The organism is Cytobacillus firmus NBRC 15306 (genome assembly GCF_001591465.1).
GTDB lineage: Bacteria > Bacillota > Bacilli > Bacillales > Cytobacillaceae > Cytobacillus > Cytobacillus firmus.
This window is the reverse complement of sequence record NZ_BCUY01000024.1, coordinates 31,093-50,688: the sequence shown is the minus strand read 5'-3', so window position 1 is coordinate 50,688 and position 19,596 is coordinate 31,093. Positions and strand designations below refer to the sequence as shown.

At 39.6% G+C, this 19,596-nt stretch carries 23 protein-coding genes and 1 riboswitch; of the genes, 13 read left to right on the top strand and 10 right to left on the bottom strand.

Going from position 1 to position 19,596, the window contains the following annotated elements:
- Positions 1-26 precede the first annotated feature (26 nt).
- A complete protein-coding gene (locus BFI01S_RS09305; protein WP_061792370.1) occupies positions 27-341 on the bottom strand; it encodes a DUF948 domain-containing protein in 315 nt (104 codons plus the stop codon).
- A gap of 202 nt (positions 342-543) precedes the next feature.
- Positions 544-645: riboswitch (purine riboswitch) on the top strand.
- 92 nt (positions 646-737) lie between these two features.
- On the opposite strand from BFI01S_RS09305, the gene BFI01S_RS09300 reads away from it, so the two are divergent.
- Entirely contained in the window at positions 738-2,033 is a 1,296-nt protein-coding gene (locus BFI01S_RS09300; RefSeq protein ID WP_061792369.1) for an NCS2 family permease, read from the top strand.
- A 212-nt stretch (positions 2,034-2,245) separates the two neighbouring features.
- Positions 2,246-3,169, top strand: coding sequence for a cation diffusion facilitator family transporter (locus tag BFI01S_RS09295; RefSeq protein WP_061792368.1), 924 nt, complete (start codon positions 2,246-2,248; stop codon positions 3,167-3,169).
- 22 nt (positions 3,170-3,191) lie between these two features.
- Here BFI01S_RS09295 and BFI01S_RS09290 read toward each other — a convergent pair whose 3' ends face one another.
- Together BFI01S_RS09290 and BFI01S_RS22420 are read right to left on the bottom strand one after the other, a co-directional pair.
- Positions 3,192-3,509, bottom strand: a complete 318-nt coding sequence (locus BFI01S_RS09290; RefSeq protein WP_035326772.1) for an ArsR/SmtB family transcription factor — start codon at positions 3,507-3,509, stop codon at positions 3,192-3,194.
- 80 nt (positions 3,510-3,589) lie between these two features.
- On the bottom strand, positions 3,590-3,757 hold the full coding sequence (locus BFI01S_RS22420) for a hypothetical protein (RefSeq protein ID WP_235831143.1): 168 nt from the start codon (positions 3,755-3,757) through the stop codon (positions 3,590-3,592).
- A 177-nt stretch (positions 3,758-3,934) separates the two neighbouring features.
- On the opposite strand from BFI01S_RS22420, the gene BFI01S_RS09285 reads away from it, so the two are divergent.
- Both BFI01S_RS09285 and BFI01S_RS09280 read left to right on the top strand, forming a co-directional pair.
- Positions 3,935-4,633 (top strand): response regulator transcription factor, encoded by a 699-nt coding sequence (locus BFI01S_RS09285; protein ID WP_061792373.1) that lies wholly within the window; start codon positions 3,935-3,937, stop codon positions 4,631-4,633.
- Positions 4,623-6,032, top strand: a complete 1,410-nt coding sequence (locus BFI01S_RS09280) for a sensor histidine kinase (RefSeq protein ID WP_061792367.1) — start codon at positions 4,623-4,625, stop codon at positions 6,030-6,032. Before BFI01S_RS09285 ends, BFI01S_RS09280 begins: the two co-directional genes overlap by 11 nt.
- 47 nt (positions 6,033-6,079) lie before the next feature.
- Here the strand turns inward: BFI01S_RS09280 and BFI01S_RS09275 are convergent, their stop codons facing one another.
- From BFI01S_RS09275 to BFI01S_RS09255, 5 genes are all read right to left on the bottom strand, one after another.
- Positions 6,080-7,435 carry a hemolysin family protein gene (locus tag BFI01S_RS09275; protein WP_061792366.1) on the bottom strand — a complete coding sequence of 452 codons (1,356 nt, stop codon included), beginning with the start codon at positions 7,433-7,435 and terminating at the stop codon, positions 6,080-6,082.
- A 64-nt stretch (positions 7,436-7,499) separates the two neighbouring features.
- The gene (locus tag BFI01S_RS09270; RefSeq protein ID WP_081757221.1) at positions 7,500-7,901 is read right to left on the bottom strand and encodes a MerR family transcriptional regulator; all 402 of its coding nucleotides are present in this window, start codon (positions 7,899-7,901) and stop codon (positions 7,500-7,502) included.
- A 296-nt stretch (positions 7,902-8,197) separates the two neighbouring features.
- The gene (locus tag BFI01S_RS09265) at positions 8,198-9,490 is read right to left on the bottom strand and encodes a hemolysin family protein (RefSeq protein ID WP_061792365.1); all 1,293 of its coding nucleotides are present in this window, start codon (positions 9,488-9,490) and stop codon (positions 8,198-8,200) included.
- Between the two features lie 191 nt (positions 9,491-9,681).
- On the bottom strand, positions 9,682-10,224 hold the full coding sequence (locus tag BFI01S_RS09260; protein ID WP_061792364.1) for a GNAT family N-acetyltransferase: 543 nt from the start codon (positions 10,222-10,224) through the stop codon (positions 9,682-9,684).
- A gap of 103 nt (positions 10,225-10,327) precedes the next feature.
- A complete protein-coding gene (locus BFI01S_RS09255) occupies positions 10,328-11,467 on the bottom strand; it encodes a histidine kinase N-terminal domain-containing protein (RefSeq protein WP_061792363.1) in 1,140 nt (379 codons plus the stop codon).
- Positions 11,468-11,737: 270 nt separating this feature from the next.
- Here BFI01S_RS09255 and BFI01S_RS09250 point away from each other — a divergent pair, with 270 nt between their 5' ends.
- Complete coding sequence (locus BFI01S_RS09250) at positions 11,738-12,208, top strand: helix-turn-helix transcriptional regulator (RefSeq protein WP_048009313.1); 471 nt, start codon at positions 11,738-11,740, stop codon at positions 12,206-12,208.
- Positions 12,209-12,254: 46 nt separating this feature from the next.
- Here BFI01S_RS09250 and BFI01S_RS09245 read toward each other — a convergent pair whose 3' ends face one another.
- Positions 12,255-12,791, bottom strand: coding sequence for a universal stress protein (locus tag BFI01S_RS09245; protein ID WP_061792362.1), 537 nt, complete (start codon positions 12,789-12,791; stop codon positions 12,255-12,257).
- 315 nt (positions 12,792-13,106) lie between these two features.
- Between BFI01S_RS09245 and BFI01S_RS09240 the strand changes: the two genes are divergently transcribed.
- Positions 13,107-15,212, top strand: coding sequence for a transglycosylase domain-containing protein (locus tag BFI01S_RS09240; RefSeq protein ID WP_061792361.1), 2,106 nt, complete (start codon positions 13,107-13,109; stop codon positions 15,210-15,212).
- A gap of 202 nt (positions 15,213-15,414) precedes the next feature.
- Here BFI01S_RS09240 and BFI01S_RS09235 read toward each other — a convergent pair whose 3' ends face one another.
- The gene (locus BFI01S_RS09235; RefSeq protein ID WP_061792360.1) at positions 15,415-15,738 is read right to left on the bottom strand and encodes a hypothetical protein; all 324 of its coding nucleotides are present in this window, start codon (positions 15,736-15,738) and stop codon (positions 15,415-15,417) included.
- A gap of 180 nt (positions 15,739-15,918) precedes the next feature.
- Here BFI01S_RS09235 and BFI01S_RS09230 point away from each other — a divergent pair, with 180 nt between their 5' ends.
- The 7 genes from BFI01S_RS09230 (at position 15,919) to BFI01S_RS09200 (ending at position 19,136) form a co-directional block, all read left to right on the top strand.
- A complete protein-coding gene (locus tag BFI01S_RS09230) occupies positions 15,919-16,401 on the top strand; it encodes an MFS transporter (RefSeq protein ID WP_326218275.1) in 483 nt (160 codons plus the stop codon).
- A 148-nt stretch (positions 16,402-16,549) separates the two neighbouring features.
- Positions 16,550-17,113, top strand: a complete 564-nt coding sequence (sigY, locus tag BFI01S_RS09225) for an RNA polymerase sigma factor SigY (RefSeq protein WP_061792359.1) — start codon at positions 16,550-16,552, stop codon at positions 17,111-17,113.
- On the top strand, positions 17,067-17,417 hold the full coding sequence (locus tag BFI01S_RS09220; protein WP_061792358.1) for a DUF5345 family protein: 351 nt from the start codon (positions 17,067-17,069) through the stop codon (positions 17,415-17,417). The genes sigY and BFI01S_RS09220 overlap by 47 nt, the downstream gene beginning before the upstream one ends.
- The gene (locus tag BFI01S_RS09215) at positions 17,414-17,614 is read left to right on the top strand and encodes a hypothetical protein (protein ID WP_048011862.1); all 201 of its coding nucleotides are present in this window, start codon (positions 17,414-17,416) and stop codon (positions 17,612-17,614) included. Before BFI01S_RS09220 ends, BFI01S_RS09215 begins: the two co-directional genes overlap by 4 nt.
- 15 nt (positions 17,615-17,629) lie before the next feature.
- On the top strand, positions 17,630-17,833 hold the full coding sequence (locus BFI01S_RS09210) for a hypothetical protein (protein WP_061792357.1): 204 nt from the start codon (positions 17,630-17,632) through the stop codon (positions 17,831-17,833).
- Positions 17,814-18,131: a YbjQ family protein gene (locus tag BFI01S_RS09205; RefSeq protein WP_048011864.1), complete on the top strand. Its 318-nt coding sequence runs from the start codon at positions 17,814-17,816 to the stop codon at positions 18,129-18,131. Before BFI01S_RS09210 ends, BFI01S_RS09205 begins: the two co-directional genes overlap by 20 nt.
- Positions 18,132-18,347: 216 nt before the next feature.
- Positions 18,348-19,136, top strand: a complete 789-nt coding sequence (locus BFI01S_RS09200) for an alpha/beta fold hydrolase (protein ID WP_061792356.1) — start codon at positions 18,348-18,350, stop codon at positions 19,134-19,136.
- Positions 19,137-19,596: the final 460 nt, after the last annotated feature.

Genomic DNA, 19,596 nt, shown 5'->3' with positions numbered 1-19,596 from the left:
ATAAGGACCCCCCACTGATTGAAGTTTCACTTTATCTGATGGATAAAAGGTATTTTAATGTTCCACCACTTTTTTATTTTCTTCGGTGTTTCTTTAACTGCAGACACTGTATTATTAAATGTTTGTTTCTTAAAATTGATATCCCTTTGGATTTCTTTCTGGGTTGCTGTCAATTCGTCAACCCCATTTTTCACTTGATCTGCCTTTAGCTGCATGACAATGCTTATTGCTGTCAGCTTCTTAATTGCGGGTTTGGCATCCTTATAAGTTTTAAAAGCATAGATGCCCAGAAAAATCAGAGATGCTGCTATAAGAATCAAGCTTGCATATACAATGAACATTACGATCTGCCTCCTCATGCTGGGTTTTCTTATTATTTACCCATTAAAGCAAAAAACTAACGTTAAATCTTATTAACCAGCTTCAAGATAAAAGAGAATTCTCAGAATAAATTAAAGAATTGACGTTCAATTTTGAGTTTGCTAGAATTGGTTTCATTATATCAATATATAATTTGTGTTTGGGACAGGGCGCTGATTGACGTGCTCCGCCTTACATTTTACCTGTATATGTTCAGAGATAGGGTCTGAGCGTTTCTACCGGGCTGCCGTAAATAGCTTGACTACAGGGGATATAGCTTGTTTGAATAGGCGTGCTATTTTCTTCTGTTTTTCTTTATGGCAGCTTCGCATATTGCGGAGCTTTTTTATTTTCCACTAAAAAAGGAGGGGAATGGCATGTCATCTTTTTTCCGGTTTCATGAAAGAGAAACATCATACAAACAGGAAACCATTGCAGGTTTAACCACGTTTTTATCAATGGCATATATCCTAATTGTAAATCCAATTATCCTTAGCCAGGCCGGGATGGATAAAGGGGCTGTTTTTACTGCTACGGCACTCTCCGCTATTATCGGCTCTTTATTAATTGGCCTGCTGTCCAATTATCCTATTGGGATTGCCCCAAGCATGGGCCTCAATTCTTTCTTCACTTTTTCTGTCTGCATCGGAATGGGTATTCCGTGGCAAACAGCGTTAACCGGTGTATTTATTTCAGGGATCTTATTTGTGATTCTAAGTTTATTAAAAATACGCGAAAAAATTATTAACATTATACCGAAGGATTTAAAGCATGCAATTGCAGGCGGCATCGGATTCTTTATAGCTTTCATCGGATTGAAAAATGCGGGCCTTGTTGTAGGAAATGATGCGACATTTGTGGCGATTGGCAATATCAAATCCCCAGTCACGCTGTTGGCTGTTTTCTGTTTTATATTAACAATTGTATTGATGGTAAGGGGTATTAAAGGGGCCATTTTTTATGGGATGGTCATCTCAGCTGCTGCGGGAATGTTAATTGGCCTTATTGATAAGCCGGAAAAAATCGTCGGTGCTATTCCGAGCCTTGAACCGACATTTGGTGAGGTCTTCCTGCATATTGATCAAGTCTTTACTCCGGAAATGCTGGCAGTAATATTTACTTTCTTATTTGTTGCCTTTTTTGATACAGCAGGAGCCTTAATAGCGATTGCAAGTCAGGCTGGCCTGATGAAAAATAATGAAATTCCTAATGCCGGCAAAGCGCTTCTGGCAGACTCCAGTGCAACTGTAGTAGGCTCAGTGCTTGGAACTTCTACCACTGCTTCCATGATTGAGTCCAGTTCAGGGATTGCGGCTGGAGGCAGAACAGGTTTTACATCAGTAATCATCTCCGCATGCTTCGCGGTTGCATTATTCTTTTCGCCATTGCTCAGTGTGATAACGGCCGAAGTAACATCGCCGGCACTAATCATTGTTGGAGCACTGATGGCCATGGAGGTAAAACATATTGATTGGGGTAAACTGGAAATCGCAATTCCTGCGTTCGTGACCATCTTAATGATGCCATTGACCTTCAGTGTAGCAACAGGGATTGCCCTCGGTTTTATTTTATACCCAATTACAATGCTGGCACTTAAAAGGCCGCAAGAGATCCATCCCATCATGTATGGATTATGTATTGCATTTATGGGTTATTTTGTTTATCTTGCATAAGGGAAAGGGCTGCCTGTATAGTCAGGCAGCCCTTTTGTTAATTACCTGGAAAATTCTTTCAATTTTCTGCTGTTCCTGTTGAAATCGCCTGCAGATGTTTGAGTCTATTCATTTAGTCTAAATTAAAAGGGAATAGTAAAAATTATTGAACAATAAGCCAAAGTCATACATAATATATATGAGCATATATTCATATAAGAGGGGTGCATTATATGGGACACAGTCATGGGCACGGGCATGGACATTCACATGATCACCATCACACTGGCAATAAAAAGGCTTTGATGTGGGCATTTATTTTAATTGCTTCATTTATGATTGTAGAAGTGATTGGCGGAATATGGACTAATAGCCTTGCGCTGCTATCGGACGCCGGACACATGCTGAGTGATGCAGCTGCGCTTGGCTTGAGTTTTGTGGCTATCAAAATAGGCGAAAAAAAGGCGACGAATTCAAAAACATTTGGCTATAAACGATTTGAAATTATTGCTGCTTCAATAAATGGCATAACACTGCTCCTAATTTCTCTCTATATTTTTTATGAGGCCTATCACCGCATTCTTGAGCCGCCGGCTGTTCAAAGTATGGGAATGCTCGTGATTTCATCGATTGGTCTTCTCGTCAATATAGCAGCAGCATTCATATTAATGAGCGGGGATAAGGATCATAATTTAAATGTCAGGAGTGCTTTTCTGCATGTTCTTGGTGATCTGCTTGGTTCTGTTGGAGCAATTGCCGCTGCACTTTTAATTTATTTCTTCGGGTGGGGCATTGCCGACCCAATTGCAAGTGTAATAGTAGCAGTTCTCATTCTTGTAAGCGGATGGAGAGTGGCAAAAGAGTCTTTCCACATTTTAATGGAGGGGACACCTTCCCACCTGAATCCAGAGGACATTAAAAGTGCGCTCCTCGGACTTGCACATGTAAAAGACGTTCACGATCTTCATATTTGGACGATCACTTCCGGTTTTCCTTCTCTTAGCTGCCATCTTGTAATTGAAAATGAGGGCGGACACGATGCAGTCCTTCATGCCGCTCAATCTGTGCTGCATGATGAATATGGGATTGAGCATAGCACGATACAAGTGGAGGGAGAAAGAAAAGGCTGTCCAGGCCATAATGAAAGCTGCAATTAATAAGGCCATAAGGACAGCTTATTTATGAATGCTGGCTATGTTCAATAGCCTGGTTCAATAAACTTATAACATGTTCATCATCATGGCTGTAGAATAGAGTTGTTCCTTCACGGCGGAATTTAACCAGGCGCAGGTTTTTCAAAAAGCGAAGCTGATGAGAAACGGTAGACTGGAGCAGGGATAGATTTTCGGCAATTTCATTTACAGAATACTCTCCGTGAAATAATAAGTGAAGAATTCTAAGCCTGGTTGGATCTGATAAAGCTTTGAAAGTCTGGGAAACCATGAATAAAGTTTCTTCATCCAGGTCGGCTGGGTACACCGGGTTTTCATCAGTCATTTTGTTCACCTCTCCCTTTCATTATAAGTCTGTTTTATATAAAACGAAACCGCAGAGATGCACTCTGCGGTTTTAACTTATTAATTTGCCTTTCTGATTTCCTTGTGAATTTCATCAACCAGTTTTTTCATTTCTGCATGGATTTGTTCTTTATCAAGATTTAATTCCGTTTTTATTTCTGGTAATGATTTTCCTTGTTCCCTCATTTGGATTATTTCACCCAGATCCTTATTTGCCGCCTTTGCCATGGCTGCACCTGAAACAATGATAAGTCTTATTTAGCATTTCCTATGATATAGCTAAACAATAAAAAATTCGGCTGACTTTTTATAGAAAAACATTGTGGTCAGAGATATTCATTGAAAAAAATCACTCATATCGATTACATTAATAATAAAAGACTGTTCAGGGGCGGTGAAGGGAAAATGAAAATACTTGTTGTGGAAGATAATGAAAGTGTCTGTTCAATGCTGGAGATGTTCTTTATGAAAGAAGGGTATCAGGGTATTTTTGTTCACGATGGCCAGCGGGGGTTTGAGCATTTTAATAAAGAAAAATGGGATTTAATTATCGTTGACTGGATGCTTCCGGTCATGGATGGAGTGACGCTCTGCCGAAAAATAAGGGAACTGAGCAAGGTTCCGATTATTATGCTGACGGCAAAGGACAGCGAATCCGATCAGGTTCTGGGCCTTGAAATGGGTGCTGATGATTATGTGACCAAGCCATTCAGCCCGCTGACGCTGATGGCCAGAATTAAAGCCGTGACACGCAGATTTCAGGCTGAAGCAGGAGCAGATGAACATCACTATGTTGCCAGTGAATATTTCAAAATCAGCAAAGAATCCAGAGAGGCATATTATAATGGGCAGCTTTTAAAGAATTTGACCCCAAAGGAATTTGACTTGCTGTATTATCTTGTAAAACATCCGAAACAGGTTTTTACAAGAGAGCAGCTGCTAGATAGTGTCTGGGGTTATCAGTTTTATGGAGATGAAAGAACGGTAGACGTACATATAAAAAGGCTCCGGAAAAAAATAGGCACGGATGAGCAGCCCTTTATTCATACTGTATGGGGTGTAGGTTATAAATTCGATGAAACGGCAGCGGTAAATGAAGGTTAAGTATTTTTATCAGCTGCTGATTAGTCATGTCAGCATTCTAATACTGGCATTCCTGTTATTAAGCCTTCTATTCTCCCAGTTTGTGGAGAATTATATTTTTGAAAATAAAGTGGAAGAGCTCGATTCCTATGGAGAGCAGATCCTGACAGACATAACAGTCAGGATAGAGGGGGATGAACAATTTCTGACAGAATACAGCCAGCTGCTCGATGCCAGAAACATCAAATACATCCTCTTTGATCATAAAGGGAGGGTCTTGTACCCGGAGCTTAAATCAGATCCGATGATTCAGCTGACCAAATCTGAGTGGGCTGAAATTTCGAAAGGAAATAAAGTAACTGTAAAGCATGATATAAAACGCTTTGGCCAGGAGGTAACATTGGTTGCCCTGCCATATATGCAGGGGGGCAGTCTTGTTGGCGGAGTTTTGCTTCTGTCTCCTATAACAGGGGCTATGGAGGTTGTCAGCCAATTAAATCGATTTTTATTATATACCATTTTTATTTCACTCTCTGCGACCATCCTTTTAAGTCTGGTTCTCTCTAAAAATCTGATCAAGAGGATAACTGAGCTTAGGAATGCTGCCTCTATGATTTCATCCGGGAACTATGATATCAATGTTCCCTATACCTATATGGACGAAATTGGTGAACTGGCTAAAGACTTTAATGATATGGCAGCAAGATTGAGGGAATCTAACGAAGAAATTAAAAGGCTGGAAAATAGAAGAAGGAAATTCATTGCTGATGTCTCGCATGAGCTTCGGACTCCTTTGACCACTATCAGCGGTTTGGCTGAAGGCATTAAGGGAGGTCTGATCCCGGAGGCGGATACAGAAAAAGGGATGATCCTGATAGACAGGGAAGCAAAGAGGCTTATTCGGCTGGTGAATGAAAATCTGGATTATGAAAAGATTCGTTCCAATCAGCTGCAGCTTAATAAAATGGATATTGATCTCATGGAAGCCTTTGAAATTGTTAAGGAACAGCTGGAAATTCAGGCAGAGGAAAAAGGTAACAGAATTTATATAGAGGCTGAAGAAGGGGTTTCGGTGTATGCGGATTATGACCGGCTGATTCAGATTCTGGTGAATATTGTGAAGAACAGCATTCAATTCACCGAGCAGGGCTCCATATTTTTAAGGGGCAAAGAAGATCCTGATCAGACATTGATCTTAATAGAAGACACGGGTATAGGCATCGACCCGAAAGAAATTGAATCAATCTGGCTGCGATTTTATAAAGCGGATCTATCCAGGACCAATCATTCATTTGGTGAGTTTGGCATTGGTCTTTCCATTGTCAAACAGCTTGTTCAGCTGCACAGCGGAGAAATTACTGTCAGCAGTGAAAAGGGGGAAGGGACCAAATTCACGATCAGATTTCCGCGGGAGCAATAAGGACAAATAAAAGGAACAGCACTCAAGAAGGCTGTTCCTTTTATTATTTAAGACAATACTTCTGATTCAGTAAAGGGCACTTCTTTTACAGGTGCCGGCTCTTCTGTTTCAGGTACTTCTGTCACTTCAACATACTTAATATGGTGCTCTTCCATATCCAGAATTTTAAATCGATATTTTTCGTGCTCGATAATATCACCTTGTTTGGCTTCGTAATTCTCAGTCAATATCCATCCGCCAATGGTATCAACATCTTCATCATTAATATCGGTACCCAGCAAGTCGTTGACTTCGCTGACAAGAACTTTTGAATCAATGATATATTGGCCTTCTTGCGTCTTTCTGACCATCGGTACTTCATCCATGTCGAACTCATCACGGATCTCGCCAACAATCTCTTCAATGATATCCTCAACAGTCACTAACCCCGAGGTACCGCCATATTCATCCATTAAGATGGCCATGTGGATGCGTTCTTTTTGCATTTTAAGCAGCAGCTCATGGATAGGTATGCTGTCAATGACCCGGATAATGGGACGAATGTATGATTCAAGAGTGCTTGATGATAATTCCCGGTTCATAATGAGATCTGTCATGACTTCTTTAATATTGACCATGCCAATGATATGATCCTTATCTCCATCTATAATGGGATATCGAGTAAATTTCTCTTCCTGAACGATTTGCAGAAAATCTTCAAGTGTATCATCTTTTGAGAGAGAAACAATTTCAGTACGCGGAACCATGATTTCTTTCGCGATCCGATTATCAAACTCAAAGATTTTATTTACATACTTAAACTCAGATTGGTTAATTTCGCCGCTTTCATAGCTTTCTGATAAAATAATGCGAAGTTCTTCTTCAGAATGTGCTAATTCGTGTTCAGAAGCAGGCTTTAATCCAAACATGCTGGTCAATAGGCGGGCAGAACCATTCAACGCCCAAATGATCGGATACATAACCCGGTAAAACCAGATTAAAGGACGTGTTGTCAAAAGTGTTACCGCTTCTGCTTTTTGTATCGCCAGAGTCTTTGGGGCCAATTCTCCTACAACTACATGCAGGAAGGTGATAAAAGCAAAAGCAATGCTGAATGAAATAACATGCGAAATGGATGGCGGCAGACCGAAACTATTTATCACCGGACGCAGCAGGTGTTCAATTGTCGGCTCACCCAGCCAGCCAAGACCGAGTGCTGTAATGGTAATTCCCAGCTGGCAGGCTGAAAGGTATTCATCCAAATTGGAAATCACTTTCTTCGCAGCAATTGCATTTTTATTGCCTTCTTCAATTAGCTGATCAATTCTGGAACTTCGTATTTTAACAATGGCAAATTCCGAAGTAACGAAAAAAGCCGTTAAAGCAATTAAAATGGCTATAAAAACCAAGTTTAATATGTCCAAATAAGTTCCCCTTATCCCGCCTAAACGGGCAGGGTGTCACCTCCTGATTTTGTGAAAAATGGGATTAGCTTGTTAAGCCGGAAAGGGAACGGAGCAATGCAGTACTTTCGGCAGTCAGCTTTCTGGAGAAGCCATCTTTCTGCTCCTCATTCATTGTATTGATGAGCGGCATGAGCACAGCTATTTCCTGCTGCAGCTGTTTCATCTGTAATGTGACTGCGTTAATATGCTTTTCAACTTCCCCTGTCTGAATCTCCCTTTTCGTTTTCATTTCTAGTTTTCTCTTAATCTCTTCAAGTGGAAGATGCAGTATTTTGCATTCTTCAATAAATCTTAGATCAGACAAAACTTCTTCTGAATATATGCGATAATTTGATTTTGAGCGTTTCGCTTTTATTAGGCCAATGCTAGTGTAGTAGTCAATCGTTCTTTTAGAAACGTTAGCAATATTGGCTAATTCGCCGATACGATAGTAAGCCCCATCATATCACCTCTGTTTTGAATACTTATATCTCCATAATAATGCTTTACAACAAGAGATATAGTTAGAATCAATTATACGTTAGCGGAAACCGTACAGTCAAACGTAGCAGTTTGGAAAAAAGGATTACATTTATTTTATGAAATTATTCCTTAAATATGAAGTAAAAAGATTCGGAAAAATTAAATTTTTTATTGGGTTTGAAAAAGGTGTAGCGTAAGCAGTCCGCGGTCACCAAAAACCGGGAGCAAAATTGTGCTCCCGGTTTAAAAAAATGCAGTTTATATTTTCACAACTTCTATATAAGAAATATGATGTCCATCCATTTCTTTAATGATAAATCTGTATCCTTCTTCTTCAATAAAGTCTCCCTGAACAGCATCATACTTCTGTGTCATGAACCAGCCGCCGATAGTGTCCACATCATCATCAGATAATGTTGTTCCCAGGAGATCATTCGCTTCTGAAATCAGCAGTTTCGCATCAAGGATATAATGGTTTTCCCCTGACTTTTGAATAAGCGGAAGTTCATCGGCATCAAATTCGTCGCGAATTTCACCTACGATTTCTTCCAGGATATCTTCTGCTGTGACCAATCCAGCTGTTCCGCCGTACTCATCAAGGAGAATCGCCATATGTGAACGCTCCTTTTGCATTCTAAGGAGCAAATCGTGAATGGGAATGGTTTCAATCACCCTGATGACAGGTTTAATATATTGCAATAAGGGGTGTTTGCCTTCACATTTTTTTCTTACACAGTCAGTTAAAATTTCCTTAACATTAATGATGCCGAGAATATTATCCTTATCGCCCGCCGTAACCGGGTAGCGGGTATAGCGCTCATTTAATATGAGATCGAGGGTTTCTTCCAGTGATGAATCTTCCGGAATGGTAACAATTTCGGTCCGCGGAACCATAATCTCTTTGGCTACTCTATTATCAAATTCAAATATCCGATCAACATACTGGTATTCGGATGGATTAATTTCACCGCTCTTTAAGCTTTCAGATAGGATGATCCGAAGTTCTTCCTCTGAATGTGCCATTTCACTCTCTGAAACCGGCTTCAGTCCAAATAATCCTGTAACAATTCTGGCTGAACCATTTAATATCCAGATAAACGGATACATAATCCTATAAAATAATATTAATGGCTTTGAAAAAGTTAAAGTTATGGCCTCAGCTTTTTGAATGGCAAAGGTTTTTGGCGCAAGCTCTCCAATGACCACATGGAGAAATGTTACAACAGCAAAAGCAATGACAAAGGAGAGGATATGAGTTACGGAAGCCTGCAAGTTAAGACTTTCAAATACAGGATGAAGCAGTCTCTCAATAGTCGGTTCACCCAGCCAGCCGAGGCCCAGTGCGGTGATTGTAATTCCAAGCTGACAGGCAGATAAATATTCATCCAGACTGCTTATAACTTGTTTTGCAGAACGGGCTTTAGGATTTCCCTCCAGCAAAAGCTGGTCAATTCGTGAAGTTCTCACTTTAACAATGGCAAATTCAGATGCAACAAAAAAAGCAGTTAATGCGATTAATAAAAATAATAAGAAAAGGTTAAGGGTAATCATATTATCCCTTACACGATATGTAAGGGGCCGGCACCTCCTTTATAATAAGTACTTTTCCCTTATTCATGAATTTTACAAATAAACCATGAATAAAGGATTTGCTTTATATGAAATTACCCTTAATTAAAAGATGTAATCTGGAAAGATAAATAATGCAGGGAAAAATAAAAAAGCCTGAGCAGGCTTTTTGTTTAAACACTCCATTCTCTTGCCAGAAGTCCATATACGGCAAGATCGTGATATCGATTATAAAGATACTCGCCATCCCGGATGATCCCTTCCTGGCGAAAGCCAAGCCGTTCAGGGATCGCACGGCTTTTTCCATTTCTGACCCCGCAGCGTATTTCGATGCGGTTCAGTTTTAAATCAAAAAAAGCATGATTGATCATGGCCTGCACGCTTCTTGTCATAATTCCCCTACCCTCAAAGTCTTCTGCAAGGTAGTATCCAATGCTGGTTTGTCTGCTGTTCCAGTCGATCTGGTGAAAACCAATAGAGCCTGCAAGTTTTCCCTGATAACGGATTCCGGCATTAAAGCCGTTATTATCGGCAAACTGTTTCAGCCATATAGGAATGATCGAATGATACTGAACAGGTGAAGCCATATTATCTACCCATGGAAGCCATTCTCTTAAATGGCTGCGGTTCCTGTCCACCAAGCTGAAAAGCTCTTCTGAATGATGAAGCTGGAACAATTGCAATTCTAAATCCTCATCTACCTTTAAAGAAAACAAGTGACATACCCCCTCCGGCAAACTATAAATATAATAATTATTGTTTAAATCATATAAGCATTCTTAATATGGAAAACGAAAAAGCTGTTCCCAGGATTCGAAGTCAGCTCATATCATCAGTCAGCTTTTCAGTTGGCAAAGTTATGCTGAAAACGGTCCAGTCTGATTCGGTATCACATGTCAGAGACCCTTGATGTTTTTCAATTATCTCTCTGCAGACAAATAGACCCAGCCCTGTTCCGAGTGTTTTTGTTGTAACAAATGGCTCAAAAATGGAATTGATAAGATGATCAGGAATTCTTGGCCCATTATTAGAAATATCCAATCTTATGTGCCCATCTGAAGTCCATTTGCTTTTAATATGGATGACAGGGTCGCTGCGGTACTGTGTAAGCACATCAATGGCATTGAAGATAATATTAATGAAGACTTGGCGGATTTCATCCGCATAGCCAACCAAATAGATATCATCTTTTATATCCTGAAGGATCGTAACCTTTCCATCCAGGATACTGGGATATAAGAATATCAGGACTTCATCTATTAATTCATTTAGAGAGAATGTAATTTTTTCTTTTCCGATCAGTTCCTTTTTAGAGAGGAGCAGGAATTGTGAAATTCTAAAATTCAGCTGCTCAAGTTCATTTGAAATGATATCCAAATACTTCATGGAGGGATTTTCGGATTTTAAAAGCTGAATAAACCCTTGTACAGAGGTAAGCGGATTTCTGAACTCATGAATAAAGCTTGAAGTCATTTGGCCCAGAAGAGTTAATCTGTCTTTATGGGTGGAATCAATAAATTGTGTTTTTTCCTTAATAATCTGATCTTTGGCATCCGTATATCTGGAAACAGCGTGATATAAGAATTTATCGAAGCAATAACCGATTCTTTCGTACTGTCTCTGGAGTTCATGAAAATGTATTTCGGAACGATTCAATATATTGAGGACGATTGTTCTTCCCAAGTTGACATTATAAACAAAGTCTCCAATATTAATATCTGCTTTTACACGCTGTTCAGCGACAGTGTAGGCCAGTTTCTGAATATAGTTTTCCAGTTCTTGCCCATCTTTTATTAAGATTTGAATAATTAATTGGAACATGGCATCGCCATTATCCTTGATTTTATCTTTAAAAGGGTCATCCTTATTTATGAGGATTTTCTCATTCCATTCACTTAAAAGGTTTTCTTTTTCCGTCAGCAGAAGTTCCAATATGGCATTATTTGTTTCAATCGTCATTTTATCCTCCACTTTTTTGCATAATAACAGTTAACCAATAGATTTCGATAGATTCCGGCAAAATCCTCTGTTAATTTAATGGAAAATATCAGTAATTTTTACCCTGATGAATAAGGCCAACTTGTGACTAAAAGCACAGTCATTTTTTTGTGATAATTGATATAGTTAAAGAAAAAGGCAGTTTATTATTTGTAAAAAGGTTATTATTTCTTTTATAATATAGAGGCAGGTGTAAATTTACACCAACAACAAAAAGGGAATGAAGCTGCATTGACTAGAGATGAAATTATACTGAAAGTTTCAGATAAGATCCGTCTTATTCGTACAGAGGCAGGATACACACAGGATAAGATGGCGGAAATTATTGGTGTTTCAAAAAAGACGCTTGTTCAAATTGAGAAAGGGCGGGCAGAGGCAGGCTGGTCGACAGTGGTAGCCGTTTGTGCTTTATTCAGAGAAACGGAAACAGTCCGGTTTTTGTTTGGAAATGAACCATTAGAAGTTCTGGAGACTATTGCAAGAGAAGGAATTGATTACAGGAAGGAAAAGACTCTTGGCGGAAAACTCTGGTGGAGGGAATTGAAGAGAAGCAACGGTCTGATCCTTCAGCAGAATATCATCAGCCAACACTACCGGATTATTGATCAGGACCATTTCAGAATTTACAGCAGTTTCGATGAATTGTCTTCTAAAGAACGATTTGAGGAGCTGGCAGCAGAGAATAAAGACCTTCACCAATAATAGCTGTATTCACATAAAAAAGCAGCCTCCGGGCTGCTTTTTTATTTTAAGGGATTTGCGGACTTTCCTTATCCTTAGCTATAAGCACGGAGCAAGGAGCATTTCTGGCAATTTTTGTACTGGTACTGCCCAGGAACATCTTTTTAATTCCGCCTTTGCCTGAGCTTCCCACAATAATTAAATCTGCGTTTACGGCCGCTGCATATTCACAAATGCTTTCTGCAGAATTTCCCTCAATAACATCGAACTTCGCATTAATTCTGTAAGGCTCAAGAATTTCCCTTGCATTGTAAAAAGTATTGTCTACGCTATGCTTTATTCTTGCGTGTGTATTGGAAGAGGATTCATCATGATAAACAGGAAGAGGAGGGATCTGAATTCCTTCAAGCAGATAGCCATTCGTTCTTACAGGTTCTACCGCTTTTTCATTGTTTATGGGAATATTTTCAACTGTTTCTTCAAAGACCTGAACAACCAGCAGCTGAGCATCAGGATTTTGTTTAACTAATCCGATTGCCATATTCAAAGCCTGTCTGCTTCCGCCTGTATCATCATAGCCCAATACAATTTTATTAAAATTCATCAGTGTTCACTCCTTCTTATGGTAAGGAAACTTATTGGTTCTATACCCTCTGCTGAGAAGAGTAAATCATAAAAATCAGCTTGAAAACACAATACCCCCATAAAAAATGACCGGGATCCGTAAATTCTAATGCACATTTTCAGCATAGTGAAGAGTAACATTGGAAATTTCAGGGTATTTTTATTATGACCTTCAGAAATTTGATGGAAACAAATACTATATAAAACATATTCTTTGAAGTTAGGCTGTTGTCGGTGTAATCTGAAGACTTCCGCACAAATGCAAATTAATCATCAGCAAGAATTTGGAGGAAATATGAGAAAGAAAACTTCAGTTATTAAAAAGTTTCAGTCAACTTGGAATAAGCTTCACTTGACACAGGTATCCATATTGCTTGCATCTACTTTGGTCCTGGCTTTCTTAAGCTTCGTCTATTTTTCATATAAGGATGCGGATATAAGTGCACTGGAAGCAGGGCTTGCACAATCGACAGTCATTTATGACGCTGATGGGGAAGTGGCCAGCAAAATCTCAGCAAATAAAAATGAAGGCATTTCCATAGATCAAATTCCTGATCATATGAAAAATGCAGTTATTGCCATTGAAGACCACCGGTTTTATGAACATGGGGGCATCGATTTAAAAGGAATAGGCAGAGCCTTCTTTACAAACCTGAAGGCTGGCGGAATTGTTGAGGGCGGCAGTACGCTTACCCAGCAGCTGACTAAAAACGCCCTATTGTCTGCAGAGAAAACATATAAAAGGAAGCTGGAAGAATTCTTCCTTGCACTTGAGATAGAAAAGGAATACAGCAAAGATGAAATTCTTCAGATGTATTTAAACCAGGTTTATTTCGGGGAAGGCGCCTGGGGGATAAAACGTGCGGCTATGAAGTACTATGGAAAAGATGTTGAGGATCTCTCCATTAGCGAAGCAGCACTGCTGGCAGGGCTGGTTAAAGCCCCATCAGCTATCAATCCTTACCAAATTGAAGAAAAAGCAATTGAAAGAAGAAACCTTGTGCTTGATCGCATGAAGGAACACAGCTTTATTTCAGAAAAGGAATGGGAAAAAGCTAAGAATGAAAAACTTGTTTTCGAAGATGGCGGGGGAGATCCTCTTAAAGGGAAATACCCTTACTACGTAGATGTTGTTCTTGAAGAGGCTATAAATAAGTATAATATTTCCCTTGATGATCTTCTTAGTAACGGGTATGAAATTTACACAGAGCTTGATCAGGATATGCAGAGCAGTGTAGAAGAAACCTACACAAATGATCAATTATTTCCTAAAGGTACGGGAGATCAGCAGGTTCAAAGCGGAGCCGTACTTCTGGATCCAAAGAATGGCGGAATCCGCGCCCTTGCAGGAGGAAGAGGTGAACATACCCTTCTTGGCCATAATCGTGCCGTTCATAAAGTGGGCCAGCCTGGATCGACAATGAAGCCGATTGTGCCATATGCAGCAGCGCTTGAATCGGGTTGGAAAATCACAGATGAACTTAAAGATGAAAGAATGACATTTGGCAAAGATTATGAGCCGAATAATTATAATGGCCAGTTCCGGGGGAATGTGCCAATGTATGAAGCAGTCAAGGACTCTTTGAATGTTCCTGCTGTATGGCTTTTGGATGAGATTGGTGTGGAAAAAGGGGCAGATGCGGCGAAAAGGTTTGGCATACCTGAAGACGCCATCAATCAAAATCTAGCACTTGCTCTTGGAGGCACAAGTGAATGGGTTTCTCCTCTGACCATGGCACAGGCATATGCTGTATTTGCAAATGGCGGCGAGAGGCCGGAAGCCCACTCCATTACAAAAATAGTTGATAAAGATGGAATCACAGTAGCAGAGTGGAAAGGTGAGAATACAAGAGTCATTTCCGAGGATGTTGCTGATAAAGTAACAACCATGCTTCTTGGGGTAGTTCAGCATGGTACAGGGAAGGCTGCCCAAATACCAGGCAGAGAAGTTGCAGGGAAAACAGGAAGTACACAAATGACCATCGAAGGCATTGACGGAGTTAAAGATCAATGGTTTGTCGGCTACACACCACAGCTTGTAGGTGCTGTGTGGGTAGGCCATGATAATACAGATGCGAATAATTATCTTACAACCTCCAGCAGTGAAGGCACGGCCCCGATATTCCGGACAATCATGTCAGAAGCCCTGAAAAATCAGGAAGCAGAGTCATTTAATGTCCCTCATATTGCCGGTCTGATGGAACAAAGGCAAAGGGAGCAGCAAAGAAAAGCATGGGAAGAAAACATAAAAAAAGAAACAGAGAAGATAAAAGAAAGAATTGAAAAAGAAAAAGAGAAATGGAAAGAGAAATGGAAAGAGAAATGGAATAAAGGGAAAGAAGAAGGCAAAGAGAAAGATAAGGAAAAAGATAAAAAGAAAGATAAAGAAAAAGAAGAATGACTAATATATAAATTGCATGAGTACAGTGAAGAGCTGTACTTTTTTTTATATTCGATCAAAATAAAAAGGCCTGAAAAGGCCTTTTTGATTTATTAGAATAACCAGCTGATTAGCGCGCCAATTACCACAATCGCTCCAACTACCATAAAAATTGTACGTATCATCTATTTTCACTCCATTCACTCTGCAATAAAATAGTCTGTTATAGCTGAATTGTTTCAGCTGTATTGATTAAGCGTTTTTCTGACATGCGAAGCACAGAAACATAGTTGCTGCACATGTCTTTGATGTGCTCCAGATGATTCTGGACTTCAGTTCCTTCCACAATGATCTTCAGACTCGTTTGCGGTTTCACTGTTAAAAGGAAAGACACTAATTTAGAAAGGTTTGAGGCATCCACCGCTTTGTGTTTGCTGTAGAGATAAGTGGTACCTTCAAATTGTTTTGATGCCTGGTAAATTTCAAGCATTTTCTTCATTGTGAACTTGTTTTGAACTAATACATTAGTAGAAATAATTTCTTTCATTTTAGAAATCTCCTTTTAAAAAAGTATTTTATATATTAATGGATTAATGATGTGGTTGTACTAAGGAATTACCCCGGTGATCACAACCGTAAACCACCCGGGTTCCAAGTGTGAATAATTACCTTTTAATTCATCCGTATTTAGGGGCTCGAGCCGCAATCCTATGAGGAATATTCAGTCCTGCTCGGAATAACATTTGGGGTTGGCGTTCTGATTGGCAGATTTGCTGCTTCTTTGCTTACTCAAAAATTCAACCTTTATCAGCTGATCATTGCCGGACTGCTGTTATCCGGAAGCTTCATCATCGCTGCCTCTTTTGCAGAGAACACATTTATTTTCCTATCTTTATTATTTGCTGCAGCTTTCGGGCTTCCTTTAGTGAACATAGCAATTGGCGGCTGGATGCCAAGCATTGTTGATCCGAAGATGATGGGAAGAGTACAGGGATTTATAAGTCCGCTGATGATGCTTTCTCAATCCATAACACTCGGATTTATTGCTGTCAGCTTTCCGGGGTTCCTCAGAGTGGAAATGCTTTATTGGATGGTAGGCGGCTGTTTAGCACTTGTCGGTGTTTTTTACAGCATCTTTCTCCCGGGATTAACGAAAAAATCAGAAAAAACAGGTGAAGCACATTCTTTGGAACAGACTGGTGCAGTATAATGTAATAAAAGGAAAAATAGTCCCTATAATAGGGGCTTTTTATGTATGAAAAAATAATTTTAAATAATGAACCTTTTCATCTCTTGAACGTCTTATGAGTGAAATAAACAGGGAACAATGGGATGATAAGAAGAGAGGAAAGAAGCTGATGGAGGAGAAAGACCTTATTGTAAGTGCCAAACGAGGCGATCAGCTCGCTTTTGCCATGCTTTTTAAAAATAACTATCCCTTTCTGGTTAAATACTTAATCAAAATCACAATGAATCCCGATGCAGCTGAAGAGCTTGCTCAGGAAACAATGGCGATATGTGTTGAAAAAATCGGACTGTTTAATGGCAAATCGAAATTTTCTTCCTGGCTGATAACCATTGCGACAAATTTGTATATTGATCAGAAGCGAAAGTCAAAAAGAGAGAAGAGCTGGAAAGCACAGGAAGAGGTTTTCAGACGCATGAAATGGCATCTTGAAAGCCGAAATGAAGAATGGAATGATGCCTTATCCGCATTGGGAAAACTAAAAGACGAGATTAGGATACCTATTGTTCTTAAACATTATTATGGCTACTCGTATGAGGAAATAGGAAAAATGATGAACATATCTTCAGGTACTGTCAAATCAAGAGTGCACAATGGAATCATGTCTGTAAGAGAGGAGTTGAAGCTACATGGTGAACAGGAAGGTGCTGCAGCTGGAACAAGATCATCAAGATGAGCAGTTATTGGCTGCAGTAAAGGAGATTGAAGACGGATTGGAAACGCTGGAAGAAAACGTCCCGGTATATACACCTGATCTGCAATTTTTTGAAAACTTAGTTGCAGAACAAAAACAGGCAATGAAAAGGAAATTGATCGGGGAGTTAGCTATCTTCACTGTTGCAGCACTCCTCATTGTAACTTCTGTATTATTCATGCTGTATCAGGTTCCGTCTGTATTTTTTATTCTGCAGGGAGTTGTCACTGTTTTTATTATGGCCTATAGCACAGTCAGCTTCGTGAAACAGGTGAATGGCACATGAACAGCGAAGAAATATCTCTTCCGTTGCTGATTATTGTGGGAGTCATCTTAATAGCACAGAGTACGTTCCTATTTCTTGATGCAAGAAAGCACGGCCACAATTATTGGCTATGGGGAATTATCGGTTTAATTCAGGCGCCAATGCCGACGCTGTTTTACTTGATTTTCGTCAGAAAGATCTGGCAGAAAAAAGATTAATTGAGGGATGGAAGGATGAAAAAATTAAAACAGATGCTGCTTCTTGCAGCCGGTGGCGGCCAGCTTCTCGGGATTGTCATGCTGTTTATTAATATGAAGGCTGCAATTATGTTTTATATTTTATATGCTTTAATGATCATTGCATTATTTATTGTGCTGATAGCTGAGAGAAAAAGAGAAAAAGAGGAGGAAGAACAAAATGATTATCGTGACTACTGATACGGTATCCGGGAAAGAGATTAAAGAAATTAAAGGTTTTGTAAGGGGGAGTACAGTCCAGACAAAGCATATAGGAAAAGACATTCTTGCAGGTTTGAAAACAATCGTAGGCGGAGAAATTGGCGAATATACTGAAATGATGGATGAAGCAAGACAGAAGGCAATTGGCAGAATGGTTGAAGATGCAAAGGCAAAAGGGGCCAATGCAATCATTGGAATGCGGCTGCAAACCTCAGCCGTTATGCAGAATGCAGCGGAAATCATAGCCTATGGGACTGCAGCAATAATTGAAGAATAGCAGGAGAAGAACCAGCTGACATGGATTAGCTGGTTTTTTTATGTCCTAAATAGGGAAAGGTTTGTTAATGAATATTTGGCAGAAAATACTTAAAAAGAATCTAGTGAATTTTTTGTGATATTATAAGCAATTTTCGCAGAAATCCTTTACAATAGAATGAAACTTCTTTATAAACAAAACTATGAAAATGACACTAGAATGTGGATTGGAGTATATATGCTATATTACCGTACGTATGTGAAAGATGAATCCCTGCCATGGGTTACCTTTGTTCATGGTGCAGGAGGCAGCTCTGCAATTTGGTACAAACAAATGAGAGAGTACAAAAAGCATTTCAATGTTCTGCTGGTAGATCTGCGGGGACATGGTCAATCTGGAAGGGGCACCTGGGAAGAAGGAGATCATTTTTCAGAAGTTTCTCAGGATATAGTGGAGGTGCTCGATCATCTTCAAATCACAGACTCCCACTTTATCGGAATCTCGCTCGGGACTATAGTGATCCAGACAATCGCGCAGAATCATCCGGAAAGAGTAGCTTCCATGATTTTGGGCGGAGCCATAACTGAATTGAACTGGCGCACAAGGTTTTTAATAGCAATTGCTAACTTGACTAAGTATATGCTGCCATATATGCTGCTTTATAAGCTTTTTGCGTGGATTATCATGCCAAAAAGAAACCATCTTGAATCAAGACATGCCTTTGTAAGGCAGGCAGCAAAAATGTGCCAAAAAGAATTCATCAACTGGCTGTCTTTAACAAAATCGGTTAATCCGTACCTGGGAAAAATCCAATCCAGCATTTCCCACATCCCTACCCTTTTTATTATGGGACAGGAAGACCACTTGTTTATTAAGTCTGTAAAAAGCATTGCCCAAAAAGCTAAAACAGCTACAGTCAAAATCATTACAGGTGCAGGACATGTATGCAACATCGACAAACCTGATGCCTTTAACAGGATAACCATAGACTTCATCAACAGGCAAAAAAGAAGATTGGCTTCATAAAGGATCCCGGTGGATCCTTTTTTTAAATGCTGTTTTACAAGGTTTATTAATTTTTTGTATTTTATTTACTGAGTTGATTGGAGCGGAAGGTGCGAGACTCCAGCGGGAGTAGCGGGACAGGTGAGACCCCGCAGACGCGTAGCGTCGAGGAGGCTCACCGCCCGCCCCGCGGAAAGCGAGCAGCCTGGAGCGGAAATCAACGGACAACATTGATAGAGGAAAAACAGCACTTTATACGAAAAGAGCCTTTAAAATAAATAACAGAAAATTTTTAAAAGTAGGTAAAAGTCTGATTGACTTTTAGTGTAAGCGGTGATAATCTTACCAATATGGAAAAAAATGAAAAGGAGGGCTACAAAATGATCTTAATTCATCTTCATCAAAAAACAACACAAAAATTAAAATCTGTAACCTCTCCTTTAGAACATATAAAAATGTAAACAGGATCTGCCTGCACATT

Coding starts and splice junctions, on each gene's coding strand:
- BFI01S_RS09245 (WP_061792362.1), bottom strand. CDS start 12,791: ATGAATTTTAATAAAATTGTATTGGGCTATGATGATACAGGCGGAAGC.
- BFI01S_RS22420 (WP_235831143.1), bottom strand. CDS start 3,757: ATGGCAAAGGCGGCAAATAAGGATCTGGGTGAAATAATCCAAATGAGG.
- BFI01S_RS09215 (WP_048011862.1), top strand. CDS start 17,414: ATGAACAGCGAAGAAATATCTCTTCCGTTGCTGATTATTGTGGGAGTC.
- BFI01S_RS09265 (WP_061792365.1), bottom strand. CDS start 9,490: ATGATTACCCTTAACCTTTTCTTATTATTTTTATTAATCGCATTAACT.
- BFI01S_RS09240 (WP_061792361.1), top strand. CDS start 13,107: ATGAGAAAGAAAACTTCAGTTATTAAAAAGTTTCAGTCAACTTGGAAT.
- BFI01S_RS09290 (WP_035326772.1), bottom strand. CDS start 3,509: ATGACTGATGAAAACCCGGTGTACCCAGCCGACCTGGATGAAGAAACT.
- BFI01S_RS09285 (WP_061792373.1), top strand. CDS start 3,935: ATGAAAATACTTGTTGTGGAAGATAATGAAAGTGTCTGTTCAATGCTG.
- BFI01S_RS09210 (WP_061792357.1), top strand. CDS start 17,630: ATGAAAAAATTAAAACAGATGCTGCTTCTTGCAGCCGGTGGCGGCCAG.
- BFI01S_RS09300 (WP_061792369.1), top strand. CDS start 738: ATGTCATCTTTTTTCCGGTTTCATGAAAGAGAAACATCATACAAACAG.
- BFI01S_RS09295 (WP_061792368.1), top strand. CDS start 2,246: ATGGGACACAGTCATGGGCACGGGCATGGACATTCACATGATCACCAT.
- BFI01S_RS09235 (WP_061792360.1), bottom strand. CDS start 15,738: ATGAAAGAAATTATTTCTACTAATGTATTAGTTCAAAACAAGTTCACA.
- BFI01S_RS09205 (WP_048011864.1), top strand. CDS start 17,814: ATGATTATCGTGACTACTGATACGGTATCCGGGAAAGAGATTAAAGAA.
- BFI01S_RS09200 (WP_061792356.1), top strand. CDS start 18,348: ATGCTATATTACCGTACGTATGTGAAAGATGAATCCCTGCCATGGGTT.
- BFI01S_RS09255 (WP_061792363.1), bottom strand. CDS start 11,467: ATGACGATTGAAACAAATAATGCCATATTGGAACTTCTGCTGACGGAA.
- BFI01S_RS09280 (WP_061792367.1), top strand. CDS start 4,623: ATGAAGGTTAAGTATTTTTATCAGCTGCTGATTAGTCATGTCAGCATT.
- BFI01S_RS09305 (WP_061792370.1), bottom strand. CDS start 341: ATGTTCATTGTATATGCAAGCTTGATTCTTATAGCAGCATCTCTGATT.
- sigY (WP_061792359.1), top strand. CDS start 16,550: ATGGAGGAGAAAGACCTTATTGTAAGTGCCAAACGAGGCGATCAGCTC.
- BFI01S_RS09220 (WP_061792358.1), top strand. CDS start 17,067: ATGGTGAACAGGAAGGTGCTGCAGCTGGAACAAGATCATCAAGATGAG.